This is a genomic window from Vibrio sp. MMH1-50 (assembly GCF_022347645.1).
In the GTDB taxonomy this organism is placed as follows: domain Bacteria; phylum Pseudomonadota; class Gammaproteobacteria; order Enterobacterales; family Vibrionaceae; genus Vibrio; species Vibrio harveyi.
In genome coordinates, this window is sequence record NZ_JAKRGG010000006.1 from 106,403 (window position 1) to 118,632 (window position 12,230).

At 39.6% G+C, this 12,230-nt stretch carries 8 protein-coding genes; 7 read left to right on the plus strand and 1 reads right to left on the minus strand.

Going from position 1 to position 12,230, the window contains the following annotated elements:
• Positions 1-330: 330 nt before the first annotated feature.
• Complete coding sequence (locus MHO32_RS06900) at positions 331-2,034, plus strand: AIPR family protein (RefSeq protein WP_239210987.1); 1,704 nt, start codon at positions 331-333, stop codon at positions 2,032-2,034.
• Positions 2,035-2,362: 328 nt separating this feature from the next.
• Positions 2,363-4,660: a tetratricopeptide repeat protein gene (locus tag MHO32_RS06905; protein WP_239210989.1), complete on the plus strand. Its 2,298-nt coding sequence runs from the start codon at positions 2,363-2,365 to the stop codon at positions 4,658-4,660.
• A gap of 975 nt (positions 4,661-5,635) precedes the next feature.
• Here the strand turns inward: MHO32_RS06905 and MHO32_RS06910 are convergent.
• Positions 5,636-5,866 (minus strand): helix-turn-helix transcriptional regulator, encoded by a 231-nt coding sequence (locus MHO32_RS06910; RefSeq protein ID WP_038890699.1) that lies wholly within the window; start codon positions 5,864-5,866, stop codon positions 5,636-5,638.
• Positions 5,867-6,098: 232 nt separating this feature from the next.
• Between MHO32_RS06910 and MHO32_RS06915 the strand changes: the two genes are divergently transcribed.
• The 5 genes from MHO32_RS06915 to MHO32_RS06935 all read left to right on the plus strand — a co-directional run bounded on the left by MHO32_RS06915 (position 6,099) and on the right by MHO32_RS06935 (position 12,201).
• Entirely contained in the window at positions 6,099-6,602 is a 504-nt protein-coding gene (locus MHO32_RS06915) for a hypothetical protein (protein WP_239210990.1), read from the plus strand.
• Positions 6,603-6,897: 295 nt separating this feature from the next.
• A complete protein-coding gene (locus MHO32_RS06920; RefSeq protein WP_172580391.1) occupies positions 6,898-7,791 on the plus strand; it encodes a LysR family transcriptional regulator in 894 nt (297 codons plus the stop codon).
• Positions 7,792-7,890: 99 nt separating this feature from the next.
• On the plus strand, positions 7,891-9,933 hold the full coding sequence (locus tag MHO32_RS06925) for an FUSC family protein (protein WP_239210993.1): 2,043 nt from the start codon (positions 7,891-7,893) through the stop codon (positions 9,931-9,933).
• Positions 9,934-10,078: 145 nt separating this feature from the next.
• Positions 10,079-10,654 carry a DedA family protein gene (locus tag MHO32_RS06930; RefSeq protein WP_029789196.1) on the plus strand — a complete coding sequence of 192 codons (576 nt, stop codon included), beginning with the start codon at positions 10,079-10,081 and terminating at the stop codon, positions 10,652-10,654.
• Between the two features lie 179 nt (positions 10,655-10,833).
• Positions 10,834-12,201 carry a Na+/H+ antiporter NhaC family protein gene (locus MHO32_RS06935; RefSeq protein ID WP_239210995.1) on the plus strand — a complete coding sequence of 456 codons (1,368 nt, stop codon included), beginning with the start codon at positions 10,834-10,836 and terminating at the stop codon, positions 12,199-12,201.
• Positions 12,202-12,230: the final 29 nt, after the last annotated feature.

The following is a 12,230-nucleotide window of genomic DNA, read 5'->3' on the forward strand; positions in this document are numbered from 1 at the left end:
ACTAAACATTATGAGGTTAGGCTAGCCATACCTAATGACAAGCTCTTTAACACCTTTCAGTCTGTCTTCACGGTAAACATAACACTTATCAACATACTGTAGTCACACTACACGATAGCTTCACCAAATGTAATAAATTTTCATAGCTACTTTTGAACTGAGAGCTTGCAATTTACAAGAACTGAATTCTGCTTGTTAAATAAAGCTGTGGATAATCAATTTACATACTCAGGTACCATTTAGCTGCTTTCACTATAGAAGATAAGCAGAGATGGATGATAATATGCAGTTTGATTAGTAACAATCGACTGTCGAAAGCATGAGGACGTCATGGCGCTTATTAATGATTTCAAGATACTCCAGAATCGATGCATCAAATATTATGAGATGTTAAATAAAGAACTTCCGTTGAGTTTCCCACAAGAAAGTAGTTCATCAAAAGCTAGATTAGGCTTTTACCTTTTCATGCTAGAGAACATATGCAATGTAAAGGATGTTCACGATCAAGTAGAACTTATTACAGATCTAGAGTTCAACAAGTGCCTTTACGGTAAAGGTGAGGATGATTGGGGGGTGGATGCTGTACATATCGATTCAACCGAAGGTGTAATTCGGTTATTTAACTTCAAATACAGAGACAAATTCAGTCCAACTAAAGCTCAAGGTGTCAATGAAACAATTTTAAGTGCCAAATTTGTTAATGGAATTATTAATGAAAACCTAGACGGTTTTACTGGGCGGGTCAAATCTAAAGCTCAGGACATCATTGATTGCTTAGATAGCGACCGACTGTGGGACTTCAAGTTGTATGTTGTAAGTAATGAAGTTGAGCCAGTATCGTCTACACATGAACACCTAGCTGTTTTAAGGGATTCTTATGGGCTTGAAATTGTTCCTATTGCTTTACCTTATATTTCAGAAATAATGTCTATTAGACCCAATCCAATTAATGCAAAGCTGGTCTTAGATATAGACGCAATGATGTCATATGAAGAGCACCAATTGTCCTCTTCAAAATCATACATCACAAGACTAAGAAGTAGTGAGATTGTTAGGATAACTAGTCATGACTCTAGCCTTAGAGACAAGTACGATATTGAAGATCTATCCTTATTGAGCGACGCCCGTTTAGACTTCGGTGTTTTATTTGATAACGTTCGAGGCTTTGTCTTGAACTCAAAATATAATGCTAATATAACAACTTCTTTAAAAGAAGACCCAAGTAAGTTTTTCATGTATAACAACGGTATTACAATCGTTGCTAACTCTATTCAAGCTAGACCAATTAATGGCGGTAAAAAGTTCATACTTGAACTTCAGGATTTCCAAATACTAAACGGTGGTCAAACAGTCCGCACTATACACAATTTTAATTCAGAAGATGCTTCTGTCATCTCGGATTATCTATCAAAAAGTGAAGTCTTAGTACGTATATTTAATACAAGTAACGATGAGATAGATTCAGTTAATAAGATTGCAGAATACACTAATAGCCAAAATGCCATTTCTAATATTGATCTGAAGTCACTTAGCCTTGAGCAAATTGAGTTAGAACAATATTTAGAAGATTTTGATATTATTTATTCCCGTAAACTCGGTGATGTCGGTAAGTCTGATAACAAAGACTACAGACATAAAATATCTATGGATAAGTTTGGGCAAGTGTTATTTGCAACTCAAGGATATCCGGAAAAGTCTTCAAATGAGAAGCAACATATCTTTGGTAAATATTATGATCAAGTATTCAAAATAGACTTTGACATAAATACGGCACCTTCGATCATTGATAGGTACTACCAGATCTTGAGCGAGTATGCCCGCCTTAAAGCCTCAGGTGTCATCCCAATGGAATTGAAATACTACTATGTTTTATATATTCATACACTTAGGCCTGAAAAAAGTCTTGAAGACATAATTCGTTACCTAGAGTTTGTAATTGAGCAATATGATGCACCAAGCGAAATGTCAATTCCTCGCAGAATGATTCAGCTAAGGTTTAAGAATTTTGTGAACGATAAACTAGGAGCTCTCTAGTCTAAATAGCCGAAATGGTCTCTATTTATTTCGGCTATCTCTATTTTTTTAATTTCAAAAAATAGCATTTTACAAAATAAACATTTCTAATCGCTAATAACTTGTAACTTGCTTTAGTTTGTTATTGAAGTTAAAAACTATTTCTTGCTCGTGGTTAAAACTCTATATTGGAATAGTAACAGCATGTAAATAATAAATTAAAATAATATACCTACTAACATAAATGCTATCTGTAAGAATTACTTATAATCTTAAAATTAGCTCCTAATTATTTCACATTAAAATATTGCATTTATCACAAATTAATTTTTTACAGCAGGATTAAAAGTTGAAAACAAAGCATGTTAAGAATAATTACATAGAAAAAAGACTGTTAGAACTTGAGCAGAAATTATATTTTTGTATCAGAAGTAAAAGACTTAGAAGAGGGATAAAACTGCTCAAGGAATTTGAATTAAGCTTAAGAAAAAATGATTATGAAGATGATGTTTTAATAAGCTTTTTACAAATATCTAGTCGTTACTATCTAAGCTTTAATAAAAGATCAAGCTATATAGCAGTACTGTTTAAATTATCGTATATCTACGCGGAGTTTAGCTCATTCCAATCTGCATATAGAACTATTGATGAGCTATTAGAAATAGCAAAAAAAAGAAAAAGAATAACTTTAATTTCTAAAGTTTACGATTTATACCTGTTCACTCTTTTGAAAGAAAATGATATTAATACAGCTATCTCCATATCTAGTTTCATCAGAGATAGAATAGGATGGAATCTAATTAAAAAAAGTACTGCCCACAATATGGCCGTGGCACTTCTTAAAGCCGAATTTTATGAACAAGCCATTGAAATATTTAGTGAAATAGAAAATTCAACTATACCATTAAGTGAAATTAATTTCTCTTGTAGAATAAACTTAGCGATTTGTTACAGAGAAACTGGCGAGCACGATAGATCTATATCGATACTTGAAGAACTTGATTATTACTATATGCCAGATATAAATAGTCAAATCGAATTCGAATTAGTATATGCAAAATCACTAATATCAACTGGGAGATTTTATGACTCAATCTCTAGAGTTATTTTAGCCATTGAATCTATTGAAGAACTACTTCAAGATATATATAAGATATATTATAGAAGAGGGGTAAGAGAGTATTATGTTCACAGAATAGAAATCTTGATAATAAAAATTCCAGTTTCCTATTTTGATAAAAGAGTCCTAAACATTTTATGTTTTACTCGTCAAAATCAGTGTTCTGATTGGATGCACTTACTAGACTGGTCTGATAAAATATACTTTAACCCTAAAATTGAAGAAGTTGATAAAGCTGATCTTAAGAGAAAAATATCTTCAGTTGCTTCAAGTGGCTCTCCATTTAAATATGGTATGCACGAAAAGTATGATGATCACCTTGATAAAACTTACAATAATGACTGGCTAGAACTTGGTGATACTATATCTAATATTAGGCGAAAGTATGGAGAAAACAGTCCATTTTCATTAGAAAAAAACAAAATAAATTCAGCATTACACTCTAATTCATTATTAATTAGCTTCTTGGAGGTTTCTAATAAAATCGTTCTATTTAATGGAGATAAATTTACAGAATCAAATCTAGACAGAGATACATTAATTCATTTTATGGAATCATTTTACAGATACAAGTCAAATGAGATTAGCAATATATATTTTGCAAACATTATAAATGAAACGATAAAATCATTAGAAGAATCAATGAAAGAAGTAATTAATTCTTTGTGCCAGAAATGTCCTGAAAAACTTATATACTTGACTGATAAGTACGAATTAATTCCTATTTCAAGTGTTTTTTATAGAAATGATACTTTACTAAGAAATCTATCTAATGGTAGTTTTTATTTTCAAATCTCTCCAATAATTTATTGTAAAGACAATAACATTCCCGTGTTGAAAAACGTGGTGGGCATATCTGATGAATCACTAACACTGTCACAAGAAGAAATTCTCTCATTTTCATCTAATATAAATAGTGACAATCTAAAACTGTTCAATGACCAATCAAAAGTGTCAGATTTTTTAAAAGAAATTGATTCTGCTGACGTTATTCATGTAACAACTCATGGAGATCCTATTGATTATTATTCTGATCCGATACATGCGTCGCTAGGAAGCAATCACCTAATCAATACTCATTTAATTCAATCTAACTTTTATAGGTTTAATTATAGTCTATGTCTTTTAAACTCTTGTCATAGCTCTTCTAATTTACAGAGAAGACAAATTAGCTTGACTGATAGAACTTTGAATAATATAAAAACCTACGACACATTTAGCTTTCCAAGGATAATATTAACAAATAGAAAATCAAGTTGTATAAGCTCTAGCTGGAGAACATTCGATAAATACTCATATGTGTTGAGTTTGAATGTCTCAAAAAACATTTCTAAAGGCGATTGTTTCGGGATTGCCTTAACAAAATCCATCGCTAAAATGATATTAGCAACGGAATCTGAGATAGTTGGGGATATAATACCAGAAAGTGATGTTAACATCAGTAAAATGGGTGATATATCAAAGCTAAAAAATATGTTCAGACATCCGTATTCTTATGCAACATATAATTTTATAAACACGTTGTAATCATGATTAACTAGAAAAATTACCATCCTATTTTTGTTCTATGCTTTGAAATAAAACGCCTCATCAACTAGAGAGGCGCTTTCACTGTGTGAGACAAACTAATGTAGTGTTCTTAGACAAAATACTTATATCAATATGAGTGAGTTACAATGATGATAATTCAATAGGTCTATACTAAAGAGCACTTTCAAAACTCGGACACTTTGTACTACCAACCTCTCTCACCAAGACTAAATAGAAAAGCTAGTCGTCCCATTTTATCAATCCAACACAGATGCTCGCAAAACATTTTATTTAGCAGTCTTTGCTTGGTTGTTCTTCGTTTACCACTTCGAGAGCAAATGTAATCTACTACCTCCAAAGATACTAATTTGAAAGCATAGCTAGTTTGTGTAAATGGCTTCCTAAGCTTCTGAATTTTCGAGGGTCTAGCGTCTGGAGTTTGCTTAATGTGCTCCACTTGCAACCTTCTGAGTTTTCGACGCAACACACGAACAGCTCGCTCGTTATTCTTCGTTGACTTGTAGATCAAGTGAAAATGAGGAAGCCAAAGTCCACAAATCCTGTGTCGGTCTAACTCTAGTGTTCCAAACATAGGTCCGTCAAAGCCACTTCGTCTGATCTGCTTTCTCATTCGATCTTTTGCTTTACGTAAATCAAAGTCAAAAAGGGCGTCATCATGAAATGCTCGGTTATAATCAATTATGGTAGCAGCAAACAACTGTCCTTTGTCACGTCGCATCTTAACTACGAGTTCATCCACTCGTTTTATACGAAAATCCCGATTACAGATCTTACACGCGACACTATTGCACTTGTCTTGCAGCTCACAGCATCTAATAAGCTTGTCAGCTAAGGCGTTGTTCTCAAGACCGCCTACTCTTTGCAAGATGCTTACGCGTATATTGTTCTCCTCCAGAGCGTCATTGTACGACTCGAACTTAGGAAGATGTTTTAATGAGTAGTATCTAGCCATTACTTCAAAACCTCATTCATCAGTTTCTCGTGCTTTTTGTTTAAACCTTGAGTTCTTGGCCTAGACTTTATCCACTCTTTTATTTCATGTTCGTACCAAGCAACTCTGCCTTCCGAAACATCAATTGAGGAAGGAAAGGTGCCATCAGCCATCCAACGATAGATAGTGGCGCGCGACACACCAATGGCTTTCAAAATTTCGTTAATGCTTACCAGTTGTGGAAGAGACATCGTTTTTCTCCGTCTTGTATGAGTTCAAGACGGGATTTACAGTTTTCAATTCGTCCCTAATCTCCACAGCTACATCACATTCTTTTGTTGCATTTTCGTGAGGCTCACAAAAATCAAAACTTTATTAAAACAAGGACTTAATAATATTCTTCAGCCTTATCGTGAGCCTCACAAAACAAAATCGTTTGTCATGTTAGAATTCCAATATCAGTTTTTCATACGTAGATACGATATGGCTAAGTCACCAAAAGAAAGACAAAGAGATGTTGCATTGCGACGCAAAGAATCAGGGTTAGTACAGAAAAAATGCTATTTCACAGAATTCACAACTGATGGTTTAGAGCAAGTTTCTGAACTACTTGGATACAGTCAGAAAGACCTTAATAGAGATGAGAATACTTCTTTCATTCTTGATTACTGCGTATCTGTAACTCTGAGTTTTCTCGAAGGCTACGATAGTGGAACTCTTCCTAAAACGAAGGAGGCACAGTATCTATTTAAGATGAAACAGATCGCTACTTTCAGACAAGACAGTGGTGACTCAGATCAAGATGTTTTAGGGCACTTAATAAGGTGGAAATACAAAACACCTACAATAATGAAAAAAAGAAAAGACGGAAGTTATGTGCCTCGGCAGCGTATTAACTGGAGCATTGAAGGCGTAGAGCTACTCTTGAATGACAAGAAGTATGCTCGGCAAGTACAATTGTTGAATCAGCATTTTAATGTCGAGTAGTTGTGGTTCCGTCCAAGAATTGTGATGACAATCAAAACTAGAGAACAATTATGACATTTTGTTTTGTTACCCAAAGATTTACCCAAACATAACAGAACAAATCATTTAATAACTAAAAATCAATCATTTAGCTTGTAAGTTCAGATGCCGCCAGCCCAAACGTTTGGAAAGGGCCAACTCGAAAGGGTTGGCCCTTTTTGTATCTGCGATTCGTGTTTCCCCTCAACTCATCGCTTTGATTCCTAGCCAAAATCTCTTAGTCTGTGTTTAAGCATTCATCAATGGACATGAGTTTATGCTAAAAGGCAGTGAGTACCCTTCTATTCGTGCGCTGCGAACCTTTGTTGCAGTTGCTAACCATCTGAGTTTTTCTAAAGCGGCAGAGAGTTTGTGCGTAACTCAAGGTGCCGTGAGCAAACAAATTGCGACGTTAGAGCAACTGGTTGGGTTACCTTTGATTCAGCGTGGTATCAATGGTATTGAACTCAGCGAAGAAGGAAAACGTTACTTACCCAAGGTGACCGAAGCGTTGGAGATCATCCAACATGCGACGGCAAGCCTGATTCAAACCGATACAGAACAAGAGTTATTGGTGGTCGATGTCACGCCTTCTTTCGCCAGTTTGTGGTTGGTGCCGAACATTGATGCATTCCATCAAACCCATCCTGACATCCGCGTTAAAGTTCGCACCAGTGATGGTCCAATAAATCAGTTAGATGTAGACAGCGACATCACCATCCGTTGCCTTCCTCTCTCTAGTCACTACGAACATGGTCGATTGCTGCGTCAAGAAACGCTGCTGCTAACGGGCTCATCAAGTTCTTCAACGTGTAATGACAAACAATCCATTACGGATTTCGCTTTTATTCCTCAAACAACGCGCCCGCAGTTGTGGGAGCAGTTCAAACTAGAGCAATCTCTGCAAAGCGCGATTCATTATCACCCTGTCGGTCATGAGCATTTCTATCTCTCTTATGAAGCGGTAAAGCTTGGTAAAGGTCTTGCCCTCCTGCCTGATTTTATGGTGCAGCAGGCGATGTCGAGAGATGAGGTCTACCACATCCAACAATTGCGTATGCATAGCCATTATGGCTATTACGTATTTGTGCCGAACTACCGTCTAGCGGCGCGAAAAGTCTCGCAGTTCAAAGATTGGCTATTTACTCAACTTGGAGAAGGCGTCGGTTAGATAACGACTCTGCTTCAATTTTTCAAACTGTGGTTGAAGCCAGCACATCTAAAGATATTCGCGTTACACTGAAGGTGTTGCCAACTGTAATGAGGGCTTATGACGTTATCTCCTGCCTTTCTGCGTAAAATCTGGTACTCCCCTTCTGTCAACCTTGGTTTGCGTGCCACCAGCGCGATTGTCCTATTCATGGGATTGGGTGTGCTATTCAACCAAATCAATCTCGCCATGACAGCTTTAATGACCATGCCTGCAGCATTGATCAGCGGTTTAGACACTGCCGGTCCTAGACGCTGGACACGCTTTGCGATTACCGCTTTTACATGGAGCATTACGCTCGTCATCAGTTATGCTCTGCTGAATATGGGCTTACCGCTGTGGCTGACTTACGGCGCGATGGGAGCAATATTGGCAAGTACAGCAGTGAATGGTCCGTTTTGGGGACGTCTTGGCATGTCGAGCTTACTGATCGCGGTCGTGAGCTTGTCACTACATAATTCCAGCGCGGTACTTGGTCTCTATCCTATGTTGGTGTTGGGACCACTCACTTTTGCGCTGTTCAGTTGGCTTTGGTTTGCCTTATGGAAACATTACGCGCTGCGTGTTTGTCTTTCTGCGATTTACGAGACGCTAGCGGACTACATTCAATATCGCCAAGCTTTCTTACTTGGAAGCGAAACCGATGCTCCGAAACGACGCATCAAATATCAGTTGATTGAACTGTTCCAACAAGCGCTGCAATCAGAATCTTTTCGCTCGAAACATGAAGACGCCAACTCTCTACGTCAGGCTTTGTTTTTGGCGCTCGATACATTTGAAGTCGTCTTGAGCAGCCATACCAGCAACCCTGATCTGCTTAAGCAATTTCAATCCAATAAACCGAAACGAGATCTGCTCTTGGTTTGGAGCCAACACTGCCAGCAAAGATTAAGACACAAAGCCAAGCAGCTTTTGCATAATACGCATGAAGAGATGGAACACTTGAGCTCACTAGAGCAGGAAGCCCATGATTTGATTGAGGCGGTGAAGCTAGAAGACCAACCTCGCTTTCGCTACTGGGCATACGCGGTAAAGCATATTTCTCGTCGTATTGAGCTCAATGAGCCCGCTTATGAACGCTCCTTTGAAGTGCAACCATTCGAGCTGTCTTTTCGTTTGCCAAGTCGAGGCAACCCGATTTGGCGCCATGTGACTCGCGTTAGTTTGATGTTTGCTATTGGAGCTGGGATTGCTGAATACTTTGAATTGATTCGCCCGGATTGGGTGTTGATTTCCATGTTGATGGTCATTCAACCGAGTTTCTTGGCAACCCGAAGTAAAACTTGGCAACGCTGTTTAGGTACGGCGCTTGGGGTATTGTTCGCGACCTCATTGATTCATCTAGGCGTACCAACGACCATCCTGTTGGTATTAATCGCGGTCCTATTACCCATCGCAATGCTCAATATTATGCGCCATTACTCGCTGGCTATTGGCTGTATTACCGCGCTGTTGATTTTGGTTTATCAAACCATGGCACATCAGGGGCTCGACTTTGCCGCTCCGCGCTTGATCGACAATGTCGTCGGTGGCGCAATTGTCCTACTCGGTTATGGCTTATTGTGGCCGCAGTGGCGAGGTAAGGAGATTCATACCCAAGCATTAAAAGCGCTCGATAGTTCAAAAAACTTATTTGTGTATTGCTATGAGCAGTTACAAGTCGACACAGAGCAACGTGATCACATGGCGCTCACTAAGCAACGTGCCGCTATGCTCACCGCTGAAAGCGACCTTGAACTGATTTACAACGAGATGCAGCAAGAGCCAAGGCACACTCGCGCCGATCCGCATTATTATGAAGATATGTTGAGCCATTATCGCTTGTTGAGTCACTACCTCTGCTTGCTGATCCCTCTAGTGAGAGCGGGCACCCATTACCAAGGTTCATTGCAAGTAGAACGCCTGATTCATGATGCGATGGATGCGTTGATCAGTACGATTCGTGACAATCGTGTTCATGAGCTGCCAGCACTGAGCAATAAAACCGATGCCAATCATCCCTCCTCGACCGCAGGACAGCGCTCTGTCGAAGAGATCATCTGGTTAGCATTGATGACGATTAAGCAAATGCACGACTTAGTAAGGCGTAACCTAAAAGACTAAATACGCGCCACTATTATCAACGGAATGTCAGATTTGACTATTTGAGAACAACGTCGATTGACCAAGCTAACTAACAGGAGTATCACTCCAGCTTCGTTCCACTTTGGTTAGAGGAAAGCATTTGGAACACATTAATGATTTACTGATGGCGATGAAGCCGCTGCTTGAGCAATATGGCTATCTCGCCCTTATCGTCAGCATCTTTCTTGAAGGTATTGGCATTCCGATGCCGGGGCAATCGCTGATGATTGCGGCATCTATCATCTCATCTGAGCATGTCATGAACCTTAGCCTAGTGATGATAGTCTCTTGGTTGAGTTGCTTTTTTGGCAACACGTGCGGCTACCTGATTGGCTATTACTTTGAAGGTTGGTTAGACAAGAAAGGCTATATTTCTGGCCCTAAAATGCTGAAGCTACAAAATACAATTCAGAGGTATGGTCCTGCTTGCTTGGTTGTCAGCCGCTTTATTGAAGGAATGAAACAGTTTATGCCGCTTGCTTGTGGCATTGCTAAGATGTCGCGTAAAGAGTTCTTATTGGGCAACGCCCTTGCAACCACCATTTGGGTTGCCGTGTTCAGTTTGCTCACTAACTTTGCGTTTGAGCATCTAAGCGTTCTCAGCCAGTTCTATACCGAGCATCGCTACGTGGTTTGGTCGAGCGCAGCGTTGTTGTTCTCACTGATGATCTTCGCGCTCCTCAAACGAAAAAAAGCATAAATACTCTACACAAGTAAAATTCTACAAAGGCTCACAGTATCAATAAGATATGTTATGTGAGTCTTTTTTCTTGGTCTTTTCGATTAAAAATAACCAGCCATTTAGACGTCTAGACGTTGACAAGTCTTTGGTGTCAGATTAGTCTGCTCGCCTTATTTGTTGATTATGTTGTCGTTCACATGTCTGGTTCTAAAAATTCTAATAAAGCAATCGCACCATCAGCGGTCGCACTTTTACCTTTAGTGCTATTCCTTGCGCTGTTTATTGGCGTGGGCACTTACTTATCCTTGCAAGGCGTCGATTTCGCCTTCTACCAACTACCAGCGCCTATCGCGGTATTGCCTGCTGTGATCCTTGCGCTCATCCTAAGCAAAGACAAACTCAATCGCTCTATCGAACACTTTATGCGTGGCGTTGGTCATCAAGACATCATCGCGATGTGTATGATCTACCTGCTTGCTGGTGCCTTTGCTGCAGTAGCAAAAGCATCTGGCGGCGTAGATGCGACAGTTAACCTTGGTCTATCTGCGATTCCAACCAGCATGATCTTGCCGGGTATCTTCCTGATTTCGGCATTTATTGCGACAGCGATGGGCACCTCAATGGGCACCATCGCAGCAGTTGCGCCTGTTGCTCTGGGCATTGCTCAATCAGCAGGTATGAGTCTTCCATTGACTGCTGGTGTAGTACTTAGCGGCGCAATGTTTGGTGATAACCTTTCGATCATCTCGGACACCACGATTGCGGCAACCCGTTCTCAAGGCTGTGAGATGAAGGACAAATTCAAAGAAAACATCCGTATCGCACTACCAGCAGCACTGGTTGCGCTTGTGATCTTCGCCTTCAACAGCACAGCGACTCAAGTACCAGAAACCGGTCCTATTGAATGGTTGAAAGTGCTGCCATATGTGACGATTCTTATCCTTGCTGTATCAGGCATGAATGTGTTTGTCGTGCTTACTATTGGTATCGTTTTGGCAGGCGGCGTGAGCTTGTCTTCTATCGATGATTACGGTCTAACCAACTTCGCGCAAGACATCTACTCAGGCTTTGGCAACATGCAAGAGATCTTCCTGCTATCCATGCTGATTGGTGGTCTGAGTGAGCTTATGCGTCGCCAAGGCGGTCTCGCGTTTCTAACTAACCTAGTGAGCGGCATCATCCGTACGTTTGGCTCTAGCCACTCGAAAGAAGCAAATGGTCGTGCAAGTGAGCTCGGTATTGCTGGTCTGGTTTCGATGGTGAATACCTGTACCGCCAACAACACCGTTGCAATCATCGTATCAGGTAGCGTGGCTCGTCAGCTGGCAGAAGAGAACAACGTTTCACCGCGTCGCTCTGCAAGTTTGTTGGACATTTTCTCGTGTGTTATCCAAGGTGTATTGCCATACGGTGCACAAGTTCTGCTATTGGGCTCGGTATTTAACCTTTCTCCACTAGAAGTTGTCGCGAATTCTTATTACTGTTTCACGCTTGCAATTGCAGCTATCGTGGCGGTGTTTATCAAGCATCCGGCACGTCAGCCTGTCCCTCAGACTGAAAGCTAAAATTAAATTTGAAGAAGGGCTCCAGTTGG

What these genes read in the sequence shown, in the direction of transcription:
- MHO32_RS06930 (WP_029789196.1), top strand. Translation starts at nt 10,079, where the DNA reads ATGGCGATGAAGCCGCTGCTTGAGCAATATGGCTATCTCGCCCTTATC.
- MHO32_RS06920 (WP_172580391.1), top strand. Translation starts at nt 6,898, where the DNA reads ATGCTAAAAGGCAGTGAGTACCCTTCTATTCGTGCGCTGCGAACCTTT.
- MHO32_RS06900 (WP_239210987.1), top strand. Translation starts at nt 331, where the DNA reads ATGGCGCTTATTAATGATTTCAAGATACTCCAGAATCGATGCATCAAA.
- MHO32_RS06925 (WP_239210993.1), top strand. Translation starts at nt 7,891, where the DNA reads ATGACGTTATCTCCTGCCTTTCTGCGTAAAATCTGGTACTCCCCTTCT.
- MHO32_RS06910 (WP_038890699.1), bottom strand. Translation starts at nt 5,866, where the DNA reads ATGTCTCTTCCACAACTGGTAAGCATTAACGAAATTTTGAAAGCCATT.
- MHO32_RS06935 (WP_239210995.1), top strand. Translation starts at nt 10,834, where the DNA reads ATGTCTGGTTCTAAAAATTCTAATAAAGCAATCGCACCATCAGCGGTC.
- MHO32_RS06915 (WP_239210990.1), top strand. Translation starts at nt 6,099, where the DNA reads ATGGCTAAGTCACCAAAAGAAAGACAAAGAGATGTTGCATTGCGACGC.